This is a genomic window from Mucilaginibacter sp. A3364 (genome assembly GCF_059690715.1).
The window spans coordinates 101935-127620 of sequence record NZ_JCAWED010000004.1 but is presented as its reverse complement, the minus strand read 5'-3'; the positions used below and the strand labels follow the sequence as shown (position 1 = coordinate 127620).

Annotated in this window: 27 protein-coding genes; 3 read left to right on the top strand and 24 right to left on the bottom strand. The window is 44.4% G+C overall.

Annotation, left to right across the window (positions count from 1 at the left end):
* Window positions 1–585: 585 nt before the first annotated feature.
* The 8 genes from AC59JT_RS20275 to rpsT form a co-directional block, all read right to left on the bottom strand.
* Complete coding sequence (locus AC59JT_RS20275; RefSeq protein WP_497402596.1) at window positions 586–1089, bottom strand: Mpo1 family 2-hydroxy fatty acid dioxygenase; 504 nt, start codon at window positions 1087–1089, stop codon at window positions 586–588.
* A gap of 123 nt (window positions 1090–1212) precedes the next feature.
* Window positions 1213–2775, bottom strand: coding sequence for a ribonuclease Y (gene rny, locus AC59JT_RS20270; RefSeq protein WP_497402594.1), 1563 nt, complete (start codon window positions 2773–2775; stop codon window positions 1213–1215).
* Between the two features lie 225 nt (window positions 2776–3000).
* Window positions 3001–3294 (bottom strand): cell division protein ZapA, encoded by a 294-nt coding sequence (locus AC59JT_RS20265; protein WP_497402592.1) that lies wholly within the window; start codon window positions 3292–3294, stop codon window positions 3001–3003.
* A 22-nt stretch (window positions 3295–3316) separates the two neighbouring features.
* A complete protein-coding gene (locus tag AC59JT_RS20260) occupies window positions 3317–3607 on the bottom strand; it encodes a hypothetical protein (protein WP_497402590.1) in 291 nt (96 codons plus the stop codon).
* Between the two features lie 48 nt (window positions 3608–3655).
* A complete protein-coding gene (pheT, locus tag AC59JT_RS20255; protein WP_497402588.1) occupies window positions 3656–6055 on the bottom strand; it encodes a phenylalanine--tRNA ligase subunit beta in 2400 nt (799 codons plus the stop codon).
* A gap of 90 nt (window positions 6056–6145) precedes the next feature.
* Window positions 6146–6373: a hypothetical protein gene (locus AC59JT_RS20250; RefSeq protein WP_497402586.1), complete on the bottom strand. Its 228-nt coding sequence runs from the start codon at window positions 6371–6373 to the stop codon at window positions 6146–6148.
* A gap of 85 nt (window positions 6374–6458) precedes the next feature.
* Window positions 6459–7157: a RadC family protein gene (gene radC, locus AC59JT_RS20245; protein ID WP_497402584.1), complete on the bottom strand. Its 699-nt coding sequence runs from the start codon at window positions 7155–7157 to the stop codon at window positions 6459–6461.
* A gap of 120 nt (window positions 7158–7277) precedes the next feature.
* A complete protein-coding gene (gene rpsT / locus AC59JT_RS20240) occupies window positions 7278–7532 on the bottom strand; it encodes a 30S ribosomal protein S20 (RefSeq protein WP_497402582.1) in 255 nt (84 codons plus the stop codon).
* 146 nt (window positions 7533–7678) lie between these two features.
* Between rpsT and AC59JT_RS20235 the strand changes: the two genes are divergently transcribed.
* A complete protein-coding gene (locus AC59JT_RS20235) occupies window positions 7679–7996 on the top strand; it encodes a phosphoribosylpyrophosphate synthetase (protein ID WP_497402580.1) in 318 nt (105 codons plus the stop codon).
* Between the two features lie 119 nt (window positions 7997–8115).
* Window positions 8116–8964: a zinc dependent phospholipase C family protein gene (locus tag AC59JT_RS20230; RefSeq protein ID WP_497402578.1), complete on the top strand. Its 849-nt coding sequence runs from the start codon at window positions 8116–8118 to the stop codon at window positions 8962–8964.
* Window positions 8965–9146: 182 nt separating this feature from the next.
* Here AC59JT_RS20230 and AC59JT_RS20225 read toward each other — a convergent pair whose 3' ends face one another.
* The 11 genes from AC59JT_RS20225 to AC59JT_RS20175 all read right to left on the bottom strand — a co-directional run bounded on the left by AC59JT_RS20225 (window position 9147) and on the right by AC59JT_RS20175 (window position 19467).
* Window positions 9147–9803: a DedA family protein gene (locus AC59JT_RS20225; RefSeq protein ID WP_497402576.1), complete on the bottom strand. Its 657-nt coding sequence runs from the start codon at window positions 9801–9803 to the stop codon at window positions 9147–9149.
* A 47-nt stretch (window positions 9804–9850) separates the two neighbouring features.
* Complete coding sequence (locus tag AC59JT_RS20220) at window positions 9851–10570, bottom strand: DUF4397 domain-containing protein (RefSeq protein ID WP_497402602.1); 720 nt, start codon at window positions 10568–10570, stop codon at window positions 9851–9853.
* A 12-nt stretch (window positions 10571–10582) separates the two neighbouring features.
* Window positions 10583–11263, bottom strand: coding sequence for a DUF4397 domain-containing protein (locus AC59JT_RS20215; protein WP_497402574.1), 681 nt, complete (start codon window positions 11261–11263; stop codon window positions 10583–10585).
* A gap of 114 nt (window positions 11264–11377) precedes the next feature.
* A complete protein-coding gene (gene dnaN, locus AC59JT_RS20210) occupies window positions 11378–12502 on the bottom strand; it encodes a DNA polymerase III subunit beta (protein WP_497402570.1) in 1125 nt (374 codons plus the stop codon).
* Window positions 12503–12538: 36 nt separating this feature from the next.
* Complete coding sequence (gene gldG / locus AC59JT_RS20205) at window positions 12539–14938, bottom strand: gliding motility-associated ABC transporter substrate-binding protein GldG (RefSeq protein WP_497402566.1); 2400 nt, start codon at window positions 14936–14938, stop codon at window positions 12539–12541.
* 88 nt (window positions 14939–15026) lie between these two features.
* A complete protein-coding gene (locus AC59JT_RS20200) occupies window positions 15027–15575 on the bottom strand; it encodes an outer membrane beta-barrel protein (protein ID WP_497402563.1) in 549 nt (182 codons plus the stop codon).
* A 108-nt stretch (window positions 15576–15683) separates the two neighbouring features.
* The gene (locus AC59JT_RS20195; RefSeq protein ID WP_497402561.1) at window positions 15684–16211 is read right to left on the bottom strand and encodes an outer membrane beta-barrel protein; all 528 of its coding nucleotides are present in this window, start codon (window positions 16209–16211) and stop codon (window positions 15684–15686) included.
* A 99-nt stretch (window positions 16212–16310) separates the two neighbouring features.
* Window positions 16311–16826 carry an outer membrane beta-barrel protein gene (locus AC59JT_RS20190; protein WP_497402559.1) on the bottom strand — a complete coding sequence of 172 codons (516 nt, stop codon included), beginning with the start codon at window positions 16824–16826 and terminating at the stop codon, window positions 16311–16313.
* Window positions 16827–16906: 80 nt separating this feature from the next.
* The gene (locus tag AC59JT_RS20185) at window positions 16907–17614 is read right to left on the bottom strand and encodes an ATP-binding cassette domain-containing protein (protein ID WP_497402557.1); all 708 of its coding nucleotides are present in this window, start codon (window positions 17612–17614) and stop codon (window positions 16907–16909) included.
* A 97-nt stretch (window positions 17615–17711) separates the two neighbouring features.
* Complete coding sequence (locus AC59JT_RS20180) at window positions 17712–18008, bottom strand: FtsB family cell division protein (protein ID WP_497402555.1); 297 nt, start codon at window positions 18006–18008, stop codon at window positions 17712–17714.
* 115 nt (window positions 18009–18123) lie between these two features.
* A complete protein-coding gene (locus tag AC59JT_RS20175; protein ID WP_497402553.1) occupies window positions 18124–19467 on the bottom strand; it encodes a DEAD/DEAH box helicase in 1344 nt (447 codons plus the stop codon).
* Window positions 19468–19849: 382 nt separating this feature from the next.
* Between AC59JT_RS20175 and AC59JT_RS20170 the strand changes: the two genes are divergently transcribed.
* On the top strand, window positions 19850–20308 hold the full coding sequence (locus AC59JT_RS20170; RefSeq protein ID WP_497402551.1) for a hypothetical protein: 459 nt from the start codon (window positions 19850–19852) through the stop codon (window positions 20306–20308).
* A gap of 546 nt (window positions 20309–20854) precedes the next feature.
* Here AC59JT_RS20170 and eno read toward each other — a convergent pair.
* The 5 genes from eno to AC59JT_RS20145 form a co-directional block, all read right to left on the bottom strand.
* Window positions 20855–22153 carry a phosphopyruvate hydratase gene (eno, locus tag AC59JT_RS20165; RefSeq protein ID WP_497402549.1) on the bottom strand — a complete coding sequence of 433 codons (1299 nt, stop codon included), beginning with the start codon at window positions 22151–22153 and terminating at the stop codon, window positions 20855–20857.
* A gap of 158 nt (window positions 22154–22311) precedes the next feature.
* Entirely contained in the window at window positions 22312–22875 is a 564-nt protein-coding gene (locus AC59JT_RS20160) for a PAS domain S-box protein (protein ID WP_497402547.1), read from the bottom strand.
* 111 nt (window positions 22876–22986) lie between these two features.
* Window positions 22987–23718 carry a DUF2490 domain-containing protein gene (locus tag AC59JT_RS20155; RefSeq protein WP_497402545.1) on the bottom strand — a complete coding sequence of 244 codons (732 nt, stop codon included), beginning with the start codon at window positions 23716–23718 and terminating at the stop codon, window positions 22987–22989.
* A gap of 83 nt (window positions 23719–23801) precedes the next feature.
* On the bottom strand, window positions 23802–24533 hold the full coding sequence (locus AC59JT_RS20150) for a hypothetical protein (RefSeq protein ID WP_497402543.1): 732 nt from the start codon (window positions 24531–24533) through the stop codon (window positions 23802–23804).
* Window positions 24534–25637: an ABC transporter permease gene (locus AC59JT_RS20145; RefSeq protein WP_497402541.1), complete on the bottom strand. Its 1104-nt coding sequence runs from the start codon at window positions 25635–25637 to the stop codon at window positions 24534–24536.
* Window positions 25638–25686: the final 49 nt, after the last annotated feature.

The window sequence follows — 25686 nt, the reverse complement described above, 5'->3', positions numbered from 1 at the left end:
GTATGTCATGACGACTACTTGTAACCAAACCTGCTCCCGTTCCTTGTCGCTTGTTATCTTTTACAAACATAGGAGTAACCAAAAAGGCCTAGTCAGCCCCTAGGCTTCTTTGCGCACAAGGCCTCTGCGCTGCAAATCGGGCAGAAGCACGGGCTGCATTATTGGCTGCCGCTTCGCACGCACAAGCCCGGCGCACACGCCAACAACGCTATGCCCTTCCCACCGCACAGCCCACCGCTTTCTGCCCGCTTTCGCCCGAAGCTTAGGGCCGACGGTTCCGTTGCTACCCTAGATTTGGGGAAATAATGAGAATCAAAAACGAGCGGTGGGCACGCAGGAAAACCGGGCCACGCGTGGGGCGCGAGCGGGGAAGGTTTTTTCCTGCTTGATCTTTTTGCTACTTTTTGGATCAAGCCAAAAAGTAGAAAGGCTCCGCGCCGAATGAGCGGGGCGAGGTATGTGCGTGAAGGGCTTATGCGACACGTTTAGCGAGCGTAGATAGTGCTTCGTTCCTGGCAATGACGGGTTAGAGAGAAATAAGGCTCGCGCAGTATGAGCGTACAGCCCGACCCGAAGGGGAACGCCCTAGTATTTAACGTTTATGGCTTTTAACAACTTACTGAAAAACCACAGTGGCGCGGTTACTATGAATTTAAATTCCTGATTAAAGGTTGGTCTGCGGCTTTCTATGCTGTAGCCTACGAACTGGGCTACAGAGCCTATAATGAACAGGAATACGCAGAATCTGGGCAACACTGGATCATTCTCGAACTGGATGATGATGTAGGTGAAACCGAAGAAGGTGAACAGCATGAGGTATGAAAGTATCGGCGACTTTTTAAGGTAATAGTAAATAGTGAACGCAATAATGAACGATGCCCAATTGATGAACCCATTATACTGGCCTAAAAAAGCCAGCTTGGGGAACGGTATGCTCCACACAAAACCCAATATGGCAAACACCAGCGCGGGGATGCAGATGTAGTTGATAACCCGATTAGCCGGCTTTTGATGGAAGCTGTCATACTCTTCTATCAGTTGGTCAATAGAGCGTTTGGTGGGTGTGGGTGGAGTGGGTTGTTTTTTCATGGTATTACTAAAACAAAAATGTCATTGCGAGGTACGAAGCAATCGCACACGTGCAAAGTCGTCGACTTTTATCCGTGCGATTGCCACGCTTCGCTCGCAATGACATGGCGGGGTTAACTTTTTTTACTTAGCGTAAGCTACCGAGCGGGTTTCCCTGATCACGGTAACTTTGATCTGGCCGGGGTAGGTCATTTCGGTTTGGATGCGGTTTGATATGTCGGCCGCCAGCACTTCGCTTTCAGCATCGCTTATCTTCTCGCTCTCCACTACCACGCGCAGCTCTCTGCCGGCCTGTATAGCGAATGTTTTCTCTACGCCAGGGTATGACAAGGCTAACTCTTCAAGTTCTTTTAAGCGCTTGATATAGCTTTCTACCACCTCACGACGTGCACCCGGGCGCGCGCCTGAAATGGCATCGCAAACCTGGATTATCGGCGACAACATTGAGGTCATCTCCACCTCGTCGTGGTGAGCGCCTATGGCGTTACACACTTCCGGATGTTCTTTATATTTCTCCGCCAGTTGCATACCCAAAATAGCGTGAGGCAGTTCGGGATTATCATCAGGCACTTTACCAATGTCATGCAGTAAGCCGGCACGTTTGGCCAGTTTTACGTTCAGGCCCAACTCGGCAGCCATGGTGGCGCAGAAGTTAGCGACCTCGCGCGAGTGCTGCAGCAGGTTTTGTCCGTATGACGAACGGTAGCGCATACGGCCAACCATACGTATCAGCTCAGGGTGCAAACCGGTAATACCTAAGTCTATCACGGTACGCTCACCTATCTCTACTATCTCTTCTTCTATTTGCTTTTTGGTTTTGGCAACCACCTCTTCAATACGTGCCGGGTGAATCCTGCCATCAGTTACCAAACGGTGCATAGCCAAACGGGCTATCTCGCGGCGAACCGGGTCAAAGCCTGAAAGGATAATAGCCTCAGGCGTATCGTCAACAATGATCTCGATACCCGTAGCTGCTTCCAGCGCGCGGATGTTACGACCTTCCCTCCCGATGATACGACCTTTGATCTCGTCGTTCTCGATATTGAAGATAGATACCGTGTTTTCGATAGCGCTTTCGGTAGCGGTACGCTGGATGGTTTGGATAACGATCTTTTTAGCCTCTTTGGTAGCGGTTAGTTTAGCCTCGTCAACAATATCTTTTATTTGCGCCATAGCCTGTGAACGGGCATCCTCGCGCAGGTTGTCGATCAGTTGATTCTTGGCTTCCTCGGCGCTTAGGCCTGCTATGGTTTCCAGCTGTTCAACGTGCTGGTTTTTCAGCGCTTCAACTTCTTCCTGCTTTTTAACAAGCACCTCGGTTTGTGCCTCTAGTTTTTTGCGGGTGTTATCCAGCTCGTTCTCTTTACGGGTAAGGTTTTCCAGTTTCGAGTTTAACGATTGCTCTTTTTGTTTAATGCCGTTTTCACGCTGGGCCACCTCGTTATTACGTTGGTTTACCTCCTTTTCGTGTTCGGCTTTCATTTGCAGGAAACGTTCTTTAGCTTCCAGCATTTTATTTTTACGTGCTATTTCAGCATCGTTCTCGGCATCCTTAAGTATCTTTTTTACTTTGTTTTGCGCGTGCGCTTCCTGGTCTTTAAACAGCTTGCGCAGCAGGAACCTGCCTATAACTATCCCCGTAGGGACGCCGGCAAGGAGCCCGATAATAACGTATAATATGTTCATTCTTTGTTGTTAGGTTATATAAAATAAAAAAACCGCGATGAAATTTTTAAGTGTCATGTATTGAAAAACTTCATACAGATATTCAGGATGATGGGTTACCGTTAAACGTAATGAGTAACGCATGCCTCCTCGATCCGTAGATATTGAAGTGTTAAGTTTTTAATAGTGAAACATAAAATTTAACCGCGGTTAGATCTTATTTGCTCTGTTAATATGTAAAGAACGTTATTGTTTTGAAAAAAAATCGTTCAGCATGTGGTCTAACTGGTAAACTTTGTCGGCTACTTCCGAATCTTCGACAGTAACCTTTTTCTCTGCTTTTAATGATGATGTTGCGTAATGCAGCACACTCATTGCCAGCAGATCCTGTTTATCCCTAACCGCATAATTTTCCTGGTATTCTTTTATGCGATCGTTAATTAGCTTTGCCGCCCTGCGTATTATTTCTTCCTCTTCCATGTTCACCTTTAAAGGGTAAACTCTGTCAGCAATATTTATTTTTATTGAGATTTCTCCCATTTGAGCTTGTTCACTTTCTGTATTACTTCTTCAGCAATACAATGCACTTATCTATTTCCTGCACAAATTCGTTAATTTTTTGTTTAATGTCAACACTTTTTTCATTTGTGTCTGAAAATGACTTGGCTAATTTAACCGCCCGAAGCTTCTCGTCCATTTCCTTGATCTTGCTTTTGCTGGCGTTGAAGGCTGACGAAAGGGTTTCGTTCTCGAGTTTCAGAAGGTCGTTTTCTTCCTGCAAAACGGCACAAAGTTCTATCAAGCGCTGTGTCTTGTCTAAAACTTTATCCAGTTGTGTAGCAGTTGTACTCATTTATATTATCGAATTTCTGTTATTAATTTATTGTTATGCGATGCTAAATTATTTACGAATTTCGGCACCGGCTTCCTTACCTAAGTTATAGATAAGTTTTTGCATTACGCTATCTATCGCTTTATCGGTAAGCGTTTTTTCAATATCCTGTAGCACGAAACTTAACGCATAAGACTTTTTACCGGCAGGCAATTTATCGCCCTGGTAAACGTCAAATACATTAACATCCTTTAGCAACTTACGCTCGGTACGTTGCGCAATTTGCTTTAGCTGCGCGAAATTGATATTGGTATCAATCAGCATCGACAAGTCGCGCCTTACGGCCGGGAATTTTGAGATCTCGCTGTAAACAATTTTGTTCTTTTTTGCTATCGCAATAAGTTGGTCGAAGTTGAAATCGGCATAGAAAATCTCGCCGTCCGCATCCGCCAGTTTTTGTGCCGATGGGGCAACTTTACCAAATTTAACCAGCGTTTTGCCGTTGCGGGTATAGTTTATACCAAAGGCCATTTTGCTGCAGGTGGTATCTTCAATACCTAAGTCGCTAATGTTTAATTTTTGCAGGATACCGTCAACAATGGCTTTCAGGTTATAGAAGGTAGCCGCGGTAGCTTTTTGGTTCCATTGCGCGGTGGCTGTAGCACCACTCAGGAATATAGCGAAGCGTTGGCTCTCGTTGTATTTGCCATCCTCTTTTACGCTGTACACTTTACCAAATTCGTAAAACTTGATATCGGCGTTCTGGCGCTTCTGATTGTAAGCGATGGCTTCCAGACCCGAGAAGAGCATGGTTTGGCGCATTACATCCAGATCAGAACTTAACGGATTCAATATCTTAACCGCAGCATCCAAATTGCTTGAATAGGCCGATTTGGTGAGCGAGTTTGACATGATCTCGTTAAAGCCATTGGCGGTTAACAAGTCGCTCAGGGTGTTTTGTATAGTATCCCTGTCCGGGCGCTGCGAGGTGTTTAACGAGGCGCGCACCTGTGTTGGAATATAAATATTATTGTAGCCGAAAATGCGCAGGATATCCTCGATCACGTCCACATCGCGGGTTACATCCACGCGGTATGGCGGCACTTGCAGCGACAGGCTTTCGGCGGTTTCTTCGGTGATAGTGATGTCCAGACCTTTGATGATGCCTTTGATCTCATCATGCGGTATTTGCTGACCGATCAAACGATCAACATGCTCGTAGGTTAGTTCTACTTTAAACGGCGCTACAGGTGCGGGGTAAATATCTACTATTTCTGATGAAATAGTTCCGCCAGCAACTTCCTGAATTAACAGCGCGGCACGTTTAAGCGCGAACACGGTCATATCCGGATCGGTACCACGCTCAAAGCGGAAAGATGAATCGGTTTTTAAGCCATGGCGCTTAGCCGTTTTACGTACAGATACAGGGTTGAAGTAGGCACTCTCCAGGAAAATATCCGTAGTAGTAGCCTTAACGCCCGAATCGGCACCGCCAAATACACCGGCAATGCACATAGGCGCTTCGGTGTTGCATATCATCAGGTCGGCGGCGTCAAGCTTGCGCTCCACGTCGTCTAATGTTTTAAATACGGTGCCTTCTGCTACAGTTTTTACAATCACCTTGTTGCCGGTAATAGCGGCAGCATCAAAAGCATGCAACGGCTGACCTAACTCATGCAGCACATAGTTGGTCACATCCACCACGTTATTGATAGAACGCACGCCAATAACGGCCAAACGTTCCTTTAGCCATTGCGGCGAATCCTTAACCTCGATACCCGAAATGCTCACACCCGAGTAACGCGGCGCGGCATCACTCTCTACCACTACATCCAGCTTGCTATTGGTATTATCAACCTTAAACGCCGAAACATCGGGCTTGGTGACACCCACTTTCAGGAAAGCGGCCACATCACGGGCAGTGCCCAGGTGCGATGTAGCATCGGCACGGTTTGGCGTTAAGCCTATTTCGTATAAATAATCGTCGTTTAGTTTAAAATATTCTTTGGCAGGGGTACCTACAGGGGCGTCGGCATCCAGTACCATAATACCTTCGTGACTCTGGCCCAGGCCAATCTCGTCTTCGGCACATATCATACCCAGCGATACTTCGCCACGTATTTTTGATTCTTTGATCAGGAAGGAATCGCCGGCTGTTGGGTGCACGGTAGTGCCCACGGTAGCCACAACCACCTTCTGACCGGCAGCAACGTTGCTTGCGCCGCAAACAATCTGCAGGTCTTCGGCACCGCCAACGTCAACTTTGGTAACTTTTAATCGGTCGGCATTAGGGTGCTGTGCGGTTTCTTTTACAAAACCTATCACCAAACCCTCTAAACCACCGGGAACGGCCTGCACTTTATCCAGGCTCTCCACCTCTAAACCGGTACCGGTTAATATTTTGGAGATCTCCTCGGGAGTTTTGTCAACGTTAATAAATTCTTTGAGCCAGTTATAAGATATCTTCATTACAAGGAATCGATAATGGGCAAAGATAGGATTTAGTCGGGAAGTCCGAAAGTCAGAAGTCCGAAAGTCGGGAAGATGTGGAGCAAGGTTTTAATCTTCCTCTTTAGGTTCGTCGTCGAGGTTCAGTTCGTACGATGATTCGGCGGCTTCGTAGGCTTGAGATAGCGCGTCGGATTCGTCTGTTTCGGCAGCGTCATCTAAATCGCCAGCATCGGGTTGATCAAAACCGTTGGAATGTACATCCTGCTGGCTGCGTTGGTCGTCTTTTTCTTCGCCTTGTTGGTCGTCTTGCGGTATGCGGTTGTCTGGAGTTATCATGGTGTTTGTTTTTATTTGTAGAACACCATCAAGGTAAAGGATGTTTTGATAAATAAATTCGAAATTGAACATTCGACATTCGAAATTAAAGAATCCCTTCATCCGCGAAACTGTAAAACCCGTTATCGGTAACAATAACATGGTCAAGTACATTGATATCCAGCATGCGACCTGCGGTGGTTATTTTTTTGGTGAGCTCAATATCCAGCTGACTGGGCTTTAAATTACCCGAGGGGTGATTATGCATGAGTACCATACTGGCGGCACTTTTTTGCAAAGCAATGCTGAAGATGATCTTGGGGTCGGCAACCGTGCCTGTTAAGCCACCTTTGCTGATGAGTTCTTTCGAAATTACTTTGCCCGAGCGGTTAAGTAACAATATCCAAAACTCTTCATGACTTAAATCCCGAAGTATGGGGCGCATAATGTTGTAAGCGTCTTTACTGCCGGTGATGGTATCTGAAACTTTGGTCTCAGTCTCATTGCGTCGGCGACCAACTTCAAGCGCGGCTACAATTGATATAGCTTTGGCTTCGCCGATGCCTTTAAAGCGGCATAGTTCGGCAATGGAGGCTTTGCCGAGGTTGTTTAAATCGTTACCGTAGTGGTGGAGGATGCGTTTGCTCAGTTCAACCGCGGTTTCGGTACGGCTACCGGAGCCTATCAGAATCGCGATCAATTCCGCATCAGTTAAAGCTCGGCGGCCCTGACCGCTAAGCTTTTCGCGCGGACGGTCCTCCTCGGCCCATGATTTAATGCTGATCTTGTTGTCGTAGTTTTCCACAGGGTTAAAATACGACTATCGATCTGTGAAATCAAAATCAATCTGTGAAATCGCGGGTATAATAAAAAAGGCGACAGGTACAAACCTATCGCCTTCCTAAAACAGAAGTTTTAAGTATGATTAGCTTAACGCGTTAACGAATTTAGTAAGCTTCGATTTATTGTTTGAAGCTTTGTTTTTGTGAATAACGTTTTTCTTAGCCAAACGGTCAAGCATCGAGATCACTTTTGATAAAAGAGGTTGTGCATCAGCTTTAGTAGTGGTGCCTCTTAATTTTTTGATAGCGTTTCTGGTGGTTTTAGCCTGATAACGGTTGCGTAAACGCTTCGCAGCGTTAGCTCTGATCCTTTTTATTGATGATTTATGATTTGCCATTTTAGCTTGTTATTCTGTTCTTATTTAAGGACTGCAAATATAAGACGAATATTTATAAAAACAAACGTCTTTTTTAAAAATGTTTTTAATGCCAAAACAATTCGCATTTTTATAAATTTACTTATCATTATTCTACAAGCTAACCTATGAAACAAAAATTTCACTACGCCACCGTTACCGAAGCTATTAATAAACTACGCGAACAAGGCTTTAATTTAGACTTTAACCTCGAAAAAAATCGCTTCAAAGTTGGCGAAGCCGAATATACTGCCGAAGAATTTGAAATAGTAGATCTTTACCGCTACGAAGGCGCGTCAGATCCCGGTGATGAGGCTACGGTTTATGCTTTGGCTAATAAGGCCGGTGTAAAAGGTATTTTGGTGGCAGGTTACGGCGCGTCTGCGGATGAGGAGTCGACCGAGACTTTGCAGCATTTGCATTATAAATACGAGCAGGGACAATAATAATGGGTGCTGCCTTCAGGATATTCTGCGGATTATTTATTGTTCTGCTTTGCTCCTCCTGGGGGTTCTTTGCGCATTACCGCATTAACCGGCTGGCTGTTTTTATTTTGCCTAAAGCCATGAGCGGTTTTTACCAGGCCAACATCAATTATATTACCGAACACGCCGTCAGCGCCGACAAAAAGCGCTATGTGGATTCATCTGAGATTCCCAAGCATTTTTTGGATGCCGACCATTACGGCAAAAAACCGTTCGACCGCATACCACAGCGTTGGAAGGAGGCTGTTGTTAAATATTCTGAAGACACTTTAAACAAATACGGCACCGTTCCATGGGCCATACAATCCAACTACTATCGCCTGGTGCGGGCGTTTAAGGCGCATGATACTTCGGCTATTCTGAGCGCTTCCGCTTATTTGGGACATTACATTGCAGATGCGCATGTGCCCCTGCATCTCACGCAAAACCATAATGGTCAACTTACGGGTCAAACCGGTTTACATGCCTTTTGGGAGAGCCGTCTGCCCGAGCTATTCGCTGCCAACTACAACTGCAACCCGGGCAAGGCACGCTATATCAATGATCCGCTAAAAGAGGCTTTTAAAATTTGTCGCACGTCATTTGCTGAGGTAGATTCAGTTTTGCGGTTGGAGCGGGTATTGAATAGCACCTTCCCTCCCACCAAAAAATACGAGATGGTGCAGCGGGGCAAACGAAAGGTTAAAGATTACTCCGTAGCTTATAGCCGGGCCTATCATAAAGCCTTAGTCGGCATGGTGACCAGGCGCATGCGGGCCTCGGTTTTACAGGTGGGCAGTTTTTGGTATTCTGCATGGGTGGATGCCGGGCAGCCTGATCTGAATAAATTGATTGAGGTGCCGTTGACAGCGGATCAGGTGCGGGTTTTACAAAAGGAAGAAGCGGTTTTCCGTGCCGGGAAGATTGCGCCATTTACAGTAGCGCCGTAGAGACGCAATATAAACTATCACGTCATAGCGAGCGTCAGCGTAGCTATCCCCGAGCGCTGGGTAACCTTTCCATAGGGAATTACTACGCTCGTTCCTCGCTCGTAATGACGTGCGGGATCGGTGGGGTGTAAAACAAAAGAGACGCAATATATTGCGTCTCTACAGTGTATGTTATGAAGAACTTACACCTCCGTCCGTTTCTTACCTTTTCTGTTTACAAAGCCGGCGTAAATTGGCGGGATGATGGATAACACGATGATGGCCAGTACAACCAGTGTAAAGTTGCGTTTCACTACTTCGATATTTCCAAAAAAGTAGCCCAGCATTAAAAAGCTTATTATCCAGGCAAAGCCTCCTAAAAAGTTATACCAGCTATATCGCCCAAAAGGCATTTTACCTACCCCGGCTACAAAAGGGGCAACCGTGCGTATAATCGGTAAAAACCGGCTGAATACTACCGCCTTACCGCCGTATTGATCAAAAAAGTCGCGGGTTTTTTCGTAGTATTCCAGTTTTAATATCTTGTTTTCGGGTTTGAATACCTTGGCACCGAAGTAGTTACCCAGCGTGTAGTTTAGCGTGTTGCCGGTGAAAGCGGCTATCAGCAATAAAACACCCAACAGCCAAATTTCCAACCCTGTTTTGCCACCTGCTACCAGTGCACCTGCCGCAAACAGCAGTGAATCTCCCGGCAGGAATGGCGTTACCACAAAACCGGTTTCGGCGAAGATGATGAGGAATAATATCAGGTATGTCCAGCCCTGGTATTGGCTGCTTATCGCCGCCAGGTGCACGTCAACATGCAGTATAAAATCTATGATGCTTTTTATCAGTTCCAAAGTATGCGTGGTTTTGGTGGCAAAAATATAAATATAAACTGTAATGTTTATTTATTGATCAGCACATCGCCGCCAAAAGCAGCGCTATCCGTACGACCGGCTATGCCGAAGCTATATATGGTATATAACTTACCATCCTGCACCTGGTAGCTGCTTATGCGCTTCAGCACCGTATTGGGCGATCCTGTTTGTGTAATCACAAATTCGTAATTGCCGGGGGGAACTTCACGATATTTTGATATGCTTTTGTAAGCAGCGCCCGTAAAAGCAGGCGTACCGTTAGCGCTTACATCCAGCGCGTTTGAGCGTGGCGAAGCGTTTATAAAACGTATTTTTCCTCTGCCCGCTGTTGCCGGCGCAGCGGTATCCGAAGTAAATATAGAAGTGATGCTGGCATCGGCCCTGAAACCTGTTATAAACAAGCTGTATTTTACATTGGGCTTTAATACACTGTCAACTGTAACCCAGGCCCGGGTTGATATGGATGGCTGCGATGATTTGATTTGTATAGGGGTATCGGCAGCGATAGAAAAATAGCCCGACGGTGATGGGTACGAATACGGATACGTATTACGTTTAATGTAAGCGATGTTTACGTTGATAGGCTGCAGATCAGGACTCAGGTTTAATACCTGCAACTGTATGTTTGAGCCAATGGCTGATGTTGCCGCGTTTTTGCCGCACGATGCTACCGAAGTTACAAACAATATGCCTGCAAGGCCTAAAAACAAATAGGTGGTTATGTAGCGTTTGGTGTTACGTATCATCACAACACAAAATTAGTAATTAGTTATTAAAACAGCCGCAAAGGCATTGGTACCCGTCCCCGTTGGTGTGCCCCTGGTGTAAACGGTGTAAGCACGCCCTTTGGTAAGGCTTAAGTTGCGGCTTACCAGCGGAGTGGCGCCGCCTGCTTCGGTTACTGTTAATAGTACTTTAGTGCCTTCGGGTATAAAATTAACGGGGGTTATTGATTTAAACACGCGGTTGGTATAGGTAAAAGTGCTGCCTATCTTAACATCGTAGCTTACCGAAGGCGATGCGTTAACAAACCGTATCTGTACCGATTTAAGCGAAGTGGTATCATTATAAATTGTATCTCGGCTAAAAAACACCTTATCAGCCGTTGAGCCGGCTATGAATAGGGAGTTGAAGGTACTATCCTGCAAGGTATATTTAGTATCCAGCAAAACTGTTGTGGTGTTTGCTTTTTTCACCTGGTAGCTTTGCTCGCCGGCGTTTACAATCAGGTAGCCTAAGTTACCACCCGGAAAGTAGGCCGAAGTATTATTAAGCCGGGTACCGTTCTGAAAAATATTAATGGTATCAGTACCGGCATTGATAATGTTAAAGCCGGCCTTTAAGGGGGCTACCGGCGCCAAATCGCCATCTTTTTTGCAGGATGTTATGGCTAACGCGAAAACAGCAACAAGTAGTAGTAATAATGATCTGTACTTCATAAATAAGTGGCTGCTATATAACTGCAAATTGAAAAATTTGTTATCAGCTTTTAACAAAAAAGTCCGGTTGTTTAAGCCGGACTATAGTTTTGGATCTATAATTTAAGTTTACACTTAAGCATAACTATTAAGCATCACCGGCATAACCAGCATCAGCACATCTTCGTTCTCATCACCACCTTGTGGCAACAATAAGCCCGCGCGGTTTGGCGACGACATTTCCAAAGATACTTCTTCTCCGCTCAGGTTTTTTAACATTTCTATTAAAAACCTGGCGTTAAAGCCTATTTCCATATCCTCACCTTCGTACTGACAGCTTAAACGCTCGTGCGCTTCGTTCGAAAAGTCGATATCCTCTGACGAAATATGCAGTTCGCTGCCATTAATTTTCAACCTTACCTGGTGCGTAGTTTTGTTAGCATAGATAGCTACACGGCTTAACGAACCTAAGAAGGCCAAACGATCAATACTTAATTTATTAGGGTTATTTAAAGGGATAACCGCTTCGTAATCCGGGTAACGCTCGTCAATTAAACGGCAAACCAGGTTTATGTTATTAAATTTAAAAAACGCGCTGGTGCTGTTGTATTCGACAGATACATTTACATCATCACTTGGCAAAGCCGATTTTAAAAGCGTTAAAGCTTTTTTAGGCAATATGAATGATGTAGTGCTTTCGGCTTTAGCATCCAGCCTGCGGTAGCGTACCAATTTGTGCGCATCGGTAGCAACAAAAGTTAAGTACTGGCTTGATAGCTGGCAGTAAACGCCGGTCATGGCAGGGCGCAACTCATCGTTACTTACCGCGAAGATGGTTTTGTTTATCGCTTCGGCCAAAACAGATGCCGGCAGGTTTACCGACGATGCGTTTTCAACCACAGGTATTTTCGGGAAATCCTCACCGTTCTCGCCGCTTAGTTTGTATTTACCGTCGCCCGCGTTTATCTCGATAGCGAAGGTTGCATCATCAACCGAAAAAGCGATAGGCTGCTCGGGTAATGATTTCAGAGTATCTAACAGGATGCGCGACGGGATGGCAATGCGGCCGTTCTCTTTAGCTTCAACGGCTAAGGAAGTGGTCATGCTGGTTTGCAAGTCGGTAGCCGAAATGGTTAAGTTTCCATCCTTTATCTCGAACAAAAAGTTTTCCAGTATTGGCAATACGGTGCTGCTACTTAGCGCGCCACTTACCGACTGTAATTGCTTAAGTAATGTTGATGTGGAAACAATAAATCTCATATATAATTAATGGTTAATTGTTCAAAAGTATAAAAATTAGCGAGTATACTGCCGCTTGCGGATATAATGTTGAAAAATAGCAAATATTAACACCAAAAGCAAAGGCCCTATGGTATTAATTATTTGCCAGTTCAGTTTTTCGGCACGTACCCGAGCACGTTCCAGCAGGCGCAGTTTAATTTCCTTATTGCGTAGCGATATCAGGCCCGAGTCGTCGGTCATATAGTCGGCAATGTTGAGCAGTAGGTTTTTGTTGCCAAAGGTTTGGCGGGTATAACGGTCATAACCCAACGGGTATGGCGAACCATCTGCCCCTACCTGGTTTTTAAACACATCGCCATCGCTTATCACCACCATTTTAGTGGGCTTGCTTTGTGGCTGCGTAGTTATATTTTCGGCTACGCCGGATGGTACAGGGCGGTTGTTATAATTTGACGTGAAGCTTCCTTCCAGTAATACAGCCGTGGTTTTAGGCTGGCTTTGAAATTCTTTAGGGTTAGGTTCCTGCTCAATAGCCTGTAACGACAGCGTATGTGGGGCCGTCAGTTTTTTATTATAGGGCGATGAGGTGAGCAGCGTAGTCGCCTGTATACCCTTTATGCCCAATACGTCGATAGTAGCCGGAAACTCGCTATAAATACCGTCCAGGTTTTTTACGATAGGATGTTTGGCCAGCGGAATAAACACCGGGTAAAACAACCACGGCACCATTTGTATTTGCGGTTGGCCGCCTACATTGCCGGTGGTAATAGGGATTTGCGCGCAATTCATATCGGCTATGATATCATAGTTGATACGCGCGCCGTAAACAAATAACTGGTCGTCCAGGTTTAATTGCTTCGCAAAAGCCAACTGCTCGCCACCATGGCCACGCAGGCTATCCAATTCGGCGCTTACCTGGTCAATAGCCCATAGTATTTTTCCGCCACGCATCAGGTATTGGTCAAGTTTATACTTCTCGGCTTCGGTGAATGACTTTTCAGGCTTCGGCACTACTACAAGGCTAATGCGCATCAGGGTATCAAAAGGGATGCTTTGCACATCAACCCGACCAATCGTAAAGCCGTCTGAAAGGCTTTTCATGGCATCGTTTAGCTGCACGTCGTTTAATTCGTCGTGCCCGGTAGTGAAGCCTATTAACGGCTTACCATTAGTACTCGCTTTTTTTATGGCGGATGTAAAGGCGTACTCTAAATTCTGGATGGAGTTATTAAGTACCTCATCGGGCGATAGCCCTAATTGCGATTGCTGATAGAGTAGTTTTACCGCTACCTGCCTGCCCCCTGCATTAACCAATGCGGCGGGGATAATAGTTTTTTGAGTTATGCCATCATCGGTTTTAACACTCAGCGCGGTTGGCTCAATATCGCGGGCTTGCAAATCGGTAATGATCTGCTCCTGCTCTTCCGGCGATTTACCTTTCAAGGGATCAACAAACTCAAATTGTAAGCGGTGATTACTGTAAACCTGCAAATCGGCCAGCATATCCTTAGTAGCGCGCTGCAGGCGTTTCATGCCGCCGGTAAGTTCGCCATCTAAATAAACGGTTACTTTTATAGGTTGCGATAGGTTGCTTACAATACCGCGGCTTACGGACGACAGGGTGAAGCGTTTTTCGGCAGTAAAATCAAAACGGGTGAAGGTAATGGCTGATAAGATGGCTATAGCCGCTATCCCACCCAGGAACTTAAACAACGTGGCATCCTTCAAGCTTTTCTGCCTTTGCTTTAGCAATACAAACAGGGTAAGGCAAATAAACAATCCCGTTAGGATAATGAAATAAGCTGCATCGCGCGTATCTAACACACCGCGACTAATAGACTGGTAATGCTCATTGATCCCCAGATCCTGCACACCCAGGTTTTGCAACGATAACAATCCGCTTAGCGAATCAAAACCACTATAAAAAAAGAAACAAAGAAAAACAGCGATGGTAAAAGCGATGATCTGGTTTTTGCTCAGTGACGAGGCGAATAAGCCAATAGCTGCAAAAGCCGAACCCAGCAAAAACAAACCAATGTATGAGCCGATAACCGCGCCGGTATCAATATTACCCTGCGGCGTGCCCAATGTATAAACAGAGTAGTAATAAACTAAGGTAGGCACCAACGCGAATAGCACGATAACAACAGCCGCCAGGAACTTGCCTAATACGATCTGAAAATCGGTAAGCGGACGGGTAACCAGCAGCTCAAAAGTACCTTCGCGGCGTTCTTCGGCCAGGGCGCGCATGGTAATGGCAGGCACCAAAAACATGAATAAGTATGGGGCGGTGCCGAAAAGGTTTTCTAAGCTGGCATAGCCATACTCCAATATGCTTGAATCAGGGAATACCCAAAGCAGCAAACCCAACACCAATAAAAACACGCCAATGGTAACATAGGCAACCAATGAACTTAAGTAAGAAGTAATTTCTTTTTTGAGGATACTATACACGGCAATGCTTGAACGCCGAAATTACAACAATATTTGCGCAAACAAAAAGGCCCGTGTTTAAACCGGGCCTCAAAATCACATCGTGTTTTTATAATTTATAAGCGACACGAAAGCCTACCTGGTTAAGTTGCCCGGCAACAGGTGCACCGCCACCGTACACGCCCGTTTCTGCAAAGTTCCAGGCTTCAAAGCGTAAACCAATATCAACACGGTTGCCTATATTGTAACCAACACCCGGCGCGTATGCAAAACAGAAATTATCATTCTTTCCGCCTATGCTCCTTATTTTGGTACTAAATACCGTACCGGCTTGCGCTTCGACATAAAATTGGGGACATAAAAAATATTTGACACCGGCTTTTAAAGGTACGGCATTAAAAGAAGGCACTTGGTTTCCCGCAACAGTTTTACCTAAAAACTTACTATAACCTGCTGATAAGGTTACCGCAAGCTTATCTGCCACTACAGGGATATCATACTTTAAAGAGCCGCCAATAACAAAATCGCGCGCCCGGGTTGCATCACCTATAGGGATACCCGTTTCAAGGCCTATACTAAATTTTCTGTTGCTTTTATCTTGCGCGATACCCGTTAAAAAAACGGCTGAAAGCATAATAGTTAAAAGGATTTTTTTCATAAAAGACAAGGTTGGTTTTTTGTAAAAGTAAAAACATTAGGGCAACAAAAAAAGCCCGGCGTATACCGGGACTTTTTTAATAACACGTATTGTTACACCATAATTTGATTAGAAGCGATAAGCTAAACGGGCGGCAACCTGGCCGATGGTGCCATCACCGTAATGATACCAGCCTTCGTATCTAACGCCAATATCTAGTTTGTTATTAAACTTGTAGCCTACACCCGGCGCATAGGCAAAGGCCGTTTTACTGCCGCTGTTGGTGCCAAAGGCCGCGCCCACCTGGGCTTCGGCATAAAAGGCATTTGGCAATGCAAACTGGATACCACCTTTAACCGGTATATAATTAACAGAGGGCGCCGGTGATGTTTGGTACGAGTCGCCGCCTACCAGGAAGGTTAGCATTTTACCCAGGAACGATGTGTAGCCTGCAGACAAGGTAAACGCAATGGCATTGGCCACCGGAAGTTCATATTTAAGTGAACCACCTAAAGCGATATTGTGTGTGTTTGAGATATTGCCTACAGGCACGCCCGCCTCAAAGCCTAAGCTGAATTTTCCCTTGTCGGTAGTTTGAGCGAACCCACTTAATGCGAAGCCGCCAAAGAAAATAAATGCTGATAGAAATTTTTTCATAAGGTTAATAGGTTAAAAATTTATTGGGCAAAAATAAAAAAAGCCCGGAGTAAACCGGGCTTTTTTTTAAGATGCGTATCGCTACGCGTAATTTTCTAATTAGAAGCTGAACGCTAAACGGGCAGCAATTTGGCTGATGGTACCACCGTTAGCAGACCAACCTTCGTAACGAACGCCCAGGTCAACATTTTCGGTAAATTTGTAACCAATACCAGGAGCGTACGCAAAAGCAGTTTTATTACCACTTTCTGTAGCTATAGCAGCACCAACTTGAGCTTCGGCATACAATGCTTCGGCCAGGTTGTATTTGATACCCACTTTAACAGGTGCGTAGCCAAAAGAAGCCGCTTTACCAGTTGCAGTAAAACCACCTGCTGTAACAGTTACAGTTTTACCCATAAATGAAGTGTAACCGGCTGATGCAGTAAAAGCAAGAGCGTCAGCGATAGGAAGGTCATACTTTAATGAACCGCCGATAGCAAAGCTGTGCGTGTCAGAAATGTCGCCAACAGGCAAACCTGCTTCAACGCCAATGCTAAATTTACCACCATCTTGTGCGAAACTTGTTGCTGCTACACCTACAAATAATAAGGTTGCTAATAGAACTTTTTTCATTGAATTGTTTTTTAAGGTTAAATAAAAATTGTGAATTGTTGATGTGTTAAAACAAAGATAAAAATATTGTATAAATCATATTAATGGCCAGTTAATTTTATAAACACCTCTTCTAATGTATTAATTTTATTATCCTCCTTAAGACGCAATAACGTGCTATCTGTTACAATTTTCCCTTTATTTATGATGATAACACGGTTGCAAACGGCCTCAACCTCCTGCATAATGTGTGTTGATAAAATGATGGTTTTGCTTTTCCCCAGCTCTGCAATCAGTTGCCTGATACCTACTAACTGATTGGGGTCCAGGCCCGAAGTAGGTTCATCCAATATCAATACCTGCGGGTTATGCAGGATAGCCTGGGCCAGCCCGACACGCTGCCGGTAGCCCTTTGATAATTGTGAAATTTTTTTGTGTTGCTCGGGTCCGAGGCCGGTTTGTTCAATCACTTCGGCTATCCGCGGGGCTGGATCTTTCATGCCATGAACACCGGCCACAAAGGCTAATGATTCCTTCACAAACATATCCGGGTAAAGCGGGTTATTTTCGGGCAGGTAGCCAATGCAGCGCCTCACCTCCAACGATTGTGTGCGCACATCAAAACCGCAAACCGCAGCTGTGCCGCTACTTTGCGGTATAAAGCCCGTCAACATTTTCATGGTGGTTGATTTGCCGGCGCCGTTAGGGCCCAAAAATCCCAGTACTCCAGGTTCGGCAGTAAAGCTTATGCCATCAACCGCCTTTTGTTCGCCATAAATTTTCGTTAAATTTTCAACACGGATACTCATGGGGTAAAAGTAGGGATTTACCCCCTCTAAATTTCCGCCGAAGGGGGAGACTTCAAAAATATTTTTAGCCCTCCCTTCTGGGGAGGGTTGGGTGGGGTCACTCTTCTTTCTTCTTCTCCACTACAAAAACATCCTCATTATCTTTTTTCATGAGGTATTTTTCGCGGGCGAATTTTTCGAGCTTTTGGGGGTTTGAGGTAAGCTCGTCAAGGTCTTTGTTAACCTTATCTGTTTGGGTTTGATAAAAATCGCGCTCCTGCTCTAGCTTTACCAGTTGTTCGTGGTACTGGTATTGAGCCAGCAGATCGTTCTTATCAAAAAATATCATCCACACGGCAAAAGCTAACGTAACCAGGAAAAACTTGTTCTTAAACAGATCTAATAATCGTTGCATGGTTGTGGATAATAAATTACGAGTTAAAATTATTTATAATTTTCAAATGCCGCAAGAGACTTTATTAACTTATTAACAAAAAAAAGAGACGCAAAATATTGCGTCTCTACATTTCTTATCTGCGGTTACCGCCTTTTCTTGGACCGCCGCCGCTCATGCTGCCTTCCGAGCGATTACCACCACCGCCGCCCTGGCGTTTGCTGCCGCCACCGCCGCCTTTAGGCCTGTCGGCCCGGCCAAAACCACGGCCACGTTTCTGGCCGCCGCCTTTGCCTTTAGGCTTATCCTTAGCAGCAGCCTGCCCGGCTACAATACTTTGCGGACTCATCACATAGGGATGCGCATCATTAACAGGCAAATCTTTACCTATCAGCTTTTGTATATCTTTTAAAAAGTCAACCTCTTCGGCGTCGCAAAAAGTAAACGCAATACCACTTGCCCCTGCCCTGCCTGTACGGCCAATACGGTGTACGTATGTTTCAGGAATGTTAGGTATCTCGTAGTTTATTACGTGGGTAAGCTCGTCAATATCAATACCGCGGGCGGCAATATCGGTAGCTATAAGCACGCGTGTGGTGCGGTTTTTAAAGTTGGCCAAAGCACGCTGACGCGCATTTTGCGATTTATTGCCGTGTATAGCTTCGGCAGTAACGTTTATTTTATGCAGGTCTTTCACCACTTTATCGGCACCATGCTTGGTGCGGGTAAATACCAGCGCGGTTTTAATTTCCTTATCTTTAAGTACGTGCGCCAGTAATGCTTTTTTATCGTTCTTTTCTACGTAGTAAAGCTCTTGCTGTATGGTATCCGCGGTCGATGATACCGGGGTAACCTCCACCTTTTCAGGATTGGTCAGCATAGAATCCGCCAGTTGCTGGATCTCTTTAGGCATAGTTGCCGAAAAGAACAGCGTTTGCCTTTTTTGCGGCACTTTGGCTATGATCTTTTTAACGTCGTTTACAAAACCCATGTCCAGCATACGGTCAGCTTCGTCCAACACCAGCATTTTAACCTGGTCAAGGTGTACAAAGCGCTGGTTCATCAAATCCAGCAAACGGCCCGGGGTGGCTACCAAAATATCAACACCACGGCGCAAAGCGTCGACCTGCGGGTTTTGCGATACCCCGCCGAAGATCACCAAATGCTTTAAACCGGTATGCTTGCCATAAGCGGCAATGCTCTCGTTAATTTGTATGGCCAGTTCGCGCGTTGGGGTTAGTATAAGCGCTTTTATTGTTTTTTGCTCTTTATGCTGAAGCTTGTCCTGGTACAACAACTGTAGCATGGGTATTGAGAAAGCAGCCGTTTTACCGGTACCGGTTTGCGCGCAGCCCAGCAGGTCGCGGCGTTGTAGTACAATAGGTATGGCTTGCTGTTGTATTGGGGTAGGCGTAGTATATCCCTCGTTTTTTAAAGCCTTAAGGATGGGCTCAATTAATTTTAAATTTTCAAATGACATGTGTCGTATTATTAATATATAGTGCTAACGCGATCGCATAGCGGATATGAAGAGTGGGCGGTCATCAAAACCGTAATAGCTAACGGGTATTAAATTATTTGCCGCAAAGATACGGTTTTAATTGATGATGTGTAATATATAGTTATGTAGCAGTAAACGAAAGCAAATGAGTTAGCTGGGCAACGCAAAGGCTAATATCGAACACCAATTCTATTCTCTAATCACCAGTCACTAAAACAAGGGCGTTCCCCTCCTTCGTCGGGTCAGGCTATACGCTCATACTACTCGAGGCCTTAGCCACGGGCCGGTATCCGCTCCTATCCTTAACGCATCTTCCTCAAATGACAAAATCCGATTACAACTTTATTTCGTTTATTTAGTAATGAATACCGAGCTTACCGCTTTACAAGTAGATCCTGAACATTACCTTTTCGAGTTTACAGACGAGGAGCTGATAGACGTATTGACCAAGCGCAACGAGTGGAACACCGATGATTTTTTGCTGGCGCGAAAAATACTAAACGACCGAGGCTTTAACATTACCGATAAAGACATAGCCATACTTACCCGCAACAGTATAGACGCGTTACGCAAGCCAGAAGCATCGCAACGCGTATGGATAATTATTGGTTATTTCTCAGCCCTGTTAGGTGGCGTACTGGGTATTTTTATAGGCTGGCACCTCTTCAGCCAAAAGAAAACCCTGCCCAACGGCGAACGCATTTATGAATATAACGAAGAAGACAGGCAACACGCCAAGATCATATTTTATGGTTCGATAATTAGTACGGCAGTTTTTGTGGTTGTAAGATTGGCGAGGGTGTATTTGGGTAGTTATTAATACTTCGCCAATACAAGCGCCTACGCTTGTATTTATATTAATGTAAGCGTCCACACTTACGATATATTTCAAACTCGCATCGCAAGCGAGGACGCTTACTTTGGTTGTTTCGTTCAAGTGTGGACACTTGAACGGGCGTTTTTTTTAGCAGGGTGTGCCAAAGTGGAACACTTTTTTGTTAAAAAATTTATCTCTGATTATCAGTTATATACCTCAAATTACACAAAAAAAATCCTGACGAATAAGTGTGTGCCAGGGTGTTTCGCTTTTCAAATCAACTTATTGAAAATCAAATCATTAATAAAATCAGGTGTACCAAAGTGTTCCACTATAAAAGTGGCACACCTTAGTCCCCCCCCACCCGTCATAGCGAGCGCAGCGTGGCTATCCCCTACCTGAAGGTCCGCCTGCTGAGCACGGCGGGGATTACTACGCTCGTACCTCGCTCGTGATGACGTATACAGTTCAACAAAAAAAGGCCCCGATCTCCCGGAGCCTTTTCAATTCGTATAATTCGATCTAATTCGTGAAAATTAGCCTCAAATATTATCTGTTTTTAAAATACTTAAAGTTTTTGCCGATGAATTTAGCGTTCTCGCCTAATTCTTCTTCAATACGTAATAACTGGTTGTATTTAGCGATCCTGTCTGAACGTGAAGCCGAACCGGTTTTGATCTGACCGCAGTTTAATGCTACCGCTAAGTCAGCAATGGTTGAATCTTCAGTTTCGCCAGAGCGGTGGCTCATTACCGAAGTGTAGCTGCTGGTTTGTGCCAGGCTAACTGCGTTAATGGTTTCGGTTAATGATCCAATTTGGTTTACTTTAACCAGGATTGAGTTTGCAGTATCGTTATCAATACCTTGTTGCAAACGTACAACGTTAGTAACAAACAAATCGTCGCCTACTAGTTGTACTTTATCGCCAATTTTCTCGGTCAATATCTTCCAACCAGCCCAATCGTCCTCAGCCATACCGTCCTCGATAGAGATAACAGGATATTTGCGGGTTAATTCGGCAAGGTACTCAGCCTGCTCTTCGCTGCTGCGGATAGCACCTTTATCGCCTTCAAATTTAGTATAGTCGTATTTGCCGTCTTTGTAAAACTCAGAAGCAGCGCAATCAAACGCCAGGCAAATATCAACACCCGGTTTGTAACCGGCTTTCTCAATAGCTTTCAATATGGTTTCAACACCATCTTCGGTACCTTCAAAAGTTGGCGCAAAACCACCTTCGTCACCTACGGCAGTTGATAAACCACGGTCATGTAAAATCTTTTTCAGGTTGTGGAACACTTCTGCACCCCAACGTAAAGCTTCAGAGAATGAAGCGGCACCAACCGGCATGATCATAAACTCCTGGAACGCGATAGGCGCGTCAGAGTGTGAACCACCGTTAACGATGTTCATCATCGGGATTGGCAAAGTGTTAGCGTTTACACCACCAATGTAGCGGTATAATGGCTGACGGCTTTCTTGCGCAGCAGCTTTAGCGGCAGCTAATGATACACCAAGGATGGCGTTAGCACCTAAGTTAGCTTTGTTATCAGTACCGTCCAAATCGATCATGATTTGGTCGATAGAGTTTTGATCAAATACGTCAACACCTACTAATTCTTTAGCGATGATGTCGTTAACGTTAGCTACGGCCTTTAAAACACCTTTACCCATGTAAACAGCTTTATCGTTATCACGAAGCTCAACAGCTTCATAAGCACCGGTTGAAGCACCTGATGGTACAGCGGCACGACCTAAAAAGCCGTTTTCAGTTAATACATCTACCTCAACAGTAGGATTACCACGCGAATCAAGGATTTGGCGGGCGCGAACGTCAATTATTAAACTCATTTTTTTATTGATTTTTCGGTTTTATAACATAGTGTAGCAAATACACTAAAAACTAATAGTTTTTCAAAGATACAATTTCCGAGAAAAAACCGGCAAAATAGTTTAATATTAACATTAACTTAATATAAACAAAGGTTAATTAAGTGTGATACAGGCACCTACTGCGCAGCCGGCACTTCGGCGGCCATTACCATAATGTGTTCTTCTTTGCCACCGGTAATAATGTGCGATGTTACGTGTACCTGCATTAAGGTACCGTCTTTTTTTCTATGCGTCCATATGCCCGAGTCGTTGTAAGTGCCTGTTAACGCTTTCACAGTGGCGTGTACCTTGGCCATATCACTTTTAGGACGAATATCCAGGATGGTCATGTTCATAAATTCATCGCGGGTGTACCCATATTTAGCCGTAGCAGCATTGTTGGCTGCTGTATAGTTGAGGGTGCGACGATTGTATATCCACATGGGGTTTGGATTCTCTTCAAAATAGGTTCGGTATTGCTTTTCGCTTACTTCAAGCTTACTGTTATAAGAAGTGATTAGCCGATACAGGATGATACCTGTTATAATTACATACAAAAAACCTTTTATACTACTGATAAACAGAACGAAAGGTATGTCCATAGTTTCGGATACCCAATCCAGGGCACGGTCGCTTAAGGCTATCCAAAGCAAACCCACTATGGTGTACATAGCAGCAATTTTAAACGCTCCTGTTCTCATTTATCAAGTTTAAGTTTCCGAAGGGGAAAGTCTTTATACGTGTATAAACGAAAAAAGGTATCAAATAAATTTTATTTTTCTTAAAAAAACTACGGTTAGCTTAAAAAAACACTAATCGACAGTAGTAGGAATGTGTTCTTTTGGCTTGGCATTTTTACGGTTAATACGGTACATTACCGTTATGGCCAGGTTATTTTTGGCCCCCGCCGTAGTAAGATTGTAGTTATACTGGTTTAACCAACCGGCTTGTACACTTAACGATTTATCAAACTGATAACCTAAACTGGCAGAAAAGCGATTACGCTCAAAGTGCGGCGCCCTGTTATTAAGGAATATTTCGTCGAAAACAGATATGAAGTAGGTGCCCGGCTCAATTTTAGGGTGATTTAAGGGCACCACAAAGTTAACCCTGTACCTGAAACGGTTACGATAGATACCATTTAACCAACGTTGCTCGGCACGGTAGCGGTGCTCAATTTTAACCCTGTTTAAAAAGTTGTTTACCGTTAACTGCTCCCACATCCTGAATTCGGATACATGAGCCTGGCCTATGTTATCATTATCCTCAGTAATGTAACGACCGCCACCGATCAATGCCGTATAATTTTTAGCAATATCAAAGCTGATACCGCCCTTGGTCTCAAAATAATAAAACTCATTGAAAAACTGGTTTGAACGAGCCTGTAGTTCGATGTAGCCCCCCCAGCGGTGGGTGCTATCGCCCGGCAATACGACCGAGCCTATACCGAAAACCCCGGTTTTATCATTTTGTGCGTGCGCTAACCTGGTTGCACTTAAAACTAAAAATATTACTGCTAAAATTACCGCCTTATGCTTCGTCATTGTTAAATCAATGTAAATTATAAGCGCAAAAGTATTTTCTTAATATTAGCTTAATATTAATTCACGGGTTGTTAATGTTAAGCTTATGTTAAGTTGTAAATTCTGGATAAGGCATCTATTTTTCTCGCTATTGCTAAACACTTCTCAAAAGCCCCTGGCATAGCCATACGCTGGGTTTCAAAACCGAGGAGCTGTGCCGCAATTTCTTCATTCTGCACTCCAAGCTTTTTTAATTCGAAAATTTTTGGAGTATAAAATCGATACTCATCTCGCGGTGCAAATTCACTAATCCCAAGTGGATCCCAATCAAACCAGAGAATGTCATCAATTTTCATATACAACATAAAGGCTTTAGCTGCATACAAATCTGTCCTAAAACTCTCATTTCTTTCAAACATTAATAATGCCGATTTCACTTCATCTTCAATAAAATGAAGATCTATGCTTTGAGCAGTAGCCATGGCAAATTGAGATATAAACCAACCACTGTCTGCATCAAACGGAGCAGCGCTTTTAGACGAATTATAAGTTACCTTAGCAACCATTTCTGCCAAGAATATGTAACATTCAGGTACAGAAAAATTTTGAGCTAACAAAACTCTTCTAATTTTAGTAAACTGTTCATGAGCTTCCGCCCATCTATCCTTTTCACCAATTATTAGATAAAGCTCTATTATCTCTTGTGGAATATCTTTTATGTAATTGTCGAAAGAAGATAATATCAATGCAGCCCAACTTGGAACAAGATCATTCGGCACATTTTCGAATATTTCCCTTCCCGCTTCTAAGTTATTTTCAAATTCAAAAGAGGTCATTTAAGCCTCCCATTTAAACAACTTTACCGCCAAGGCATAAACACCTATACCCCATACGGCAATGATCAATATCTGATGAGTAACATCCAACAACCCTGCGCCTTCAAAAGCTACCTTACGCATGGCATCATTCAAATAAGTTAAAGGCAAGGCCTTGCTGATAGGCTGCAACCAGGCCGGAAACACACTGATAGAGAAAAATGTGCCCGACAGCAAAAACTGCGGAAGCGTAATAATATTAGCTATTGGTGGCACCGAACTCTCGTTTTTAGCAATACCCGATACCACGAAACCAAAACCCATAAACACAATTACGCCCAATAAAGAGAGTATCATCATATTAATTACCGTGACCGCCCCATGCACCAGCGTAAAACCAAATGCAAAGTGCCCTACTAAAATAATGAACAAGGCACCTATTAAAGCAAAGCTGATACGCGCTATAGCCTCGCCCAATACAATGCTGTAACGTTGCACAGGTGTAGCAAAAAAACGTTTAATAACTAAAGTTATCCGCAGGCTTAAAAACACGAAGGCGGTACCGAAAACACCGGTACTCAGCAACGAAAAACCTAGCTGGCCGGGTAATATAAAGTCGATAGTTTTGTAAGCGCGACCTTTGATGGTGGCTTGCTTTAACTCGGCAACAGGAGGCGGGCCGTTAGCTGCTTTGCTATTTACGTTATATAAAGTGTTGTTGAGAATAGATTTCAGGATGTTTCCTTTTTCGAAAGAAGCGCCGGTATAAAGTACATCAACCGTAAATGGGGGCGTGCCGCTATTTTTTTTAATATTGAGGATGGCATCGATGTTACCCTTTTCAAGGTTCATATCCATTTCCTCTTTAGTTTGACTGGTAATTAAGCGCACCACGCTGGTATGCGCCAACGATTGGTAAACCGGGTTTAGCGTATCGGTGCCCTTAGCTACACCCACATCAATAGCCACACCGCCCCCACCAATAAAACCAAACACCAAAATAAATATCAAGGGAAATGCTAAAGTAAACACCACCGACGACGGGCTGCGCACTATGGAACGAAAGGCCGCCTTCGCTATAGCCAGCGTAGCCTGGGTGTTACTGTATTTGTTATTGTTGATCATTGTATTTTTTGTCCATGGTCCATGGTCGATAGTCCATGGAAATTTATAT